Source organism: Bacillus cereus group sp. BfR-BA-01360 (genome assembly GCF_022663595.1).
GTDB classification, from domain to species: domain Bacteria; phylum Bacillota; class Bacilli; order Bacillales; family Bacillaceae_G; genus Bacillus_A; species Bacillus_A cytotoxicus.
In genome coordinates this window covers 1-439 of record NZ_JAKUFV010000080.1, presented here as the reverse complement: position 1 = coordinate 439, position 439 = coordinate 1, and the positions used below count along the sequence as shown (strand labels likewise).

Genomic DNA, 439 nt, shown 5'->3' with positions numbered 1-439 from the left:
AAGTCAAAGAAGACTTTTACACATTAGAGAAAGTGAACAAGCGAAGAATCGAAAAGGGAAAGAAACCATTCCTTCCTCGGCCGACCAAAATCGAAACAAAACGCATTCTGAAAAGTCCAACTGATCCAGATGCACGTCTCTCTGTGAAACATGATGCCAGGGGACGGTTTGCTTATTTTGAACACCGAATGGTAGATGGCTTACACAATTTTATCATTGATACACACATTACACCGGCAAATGTCCCAGGACATCGTATTTTACGAAAGCGAATCGAATGTACAAAAGAACGATTGGGATATATTCCGAAAGAAATTGCGTTAGATGCGGGCTATTATAACGCTCGACTAGCGGAAGGATTGTTTCAAAACAATTTGTTTTCCTATATTTCTTATCGTCGTTATGCAAGTAAAGAACATCCAGAGTGTAAAAAGAACCA

1 pseudogene is annotated in these 439 nt (G+C 39.4%); it reads left to right on the top strand.

Annotation, left to right across the window (positions count from 1 at the left end):
• Positions 1-439: pseudogene (locus tag MR056_RS21990) on the top strand (IS1182 family transposase); the annotation flags it as partial.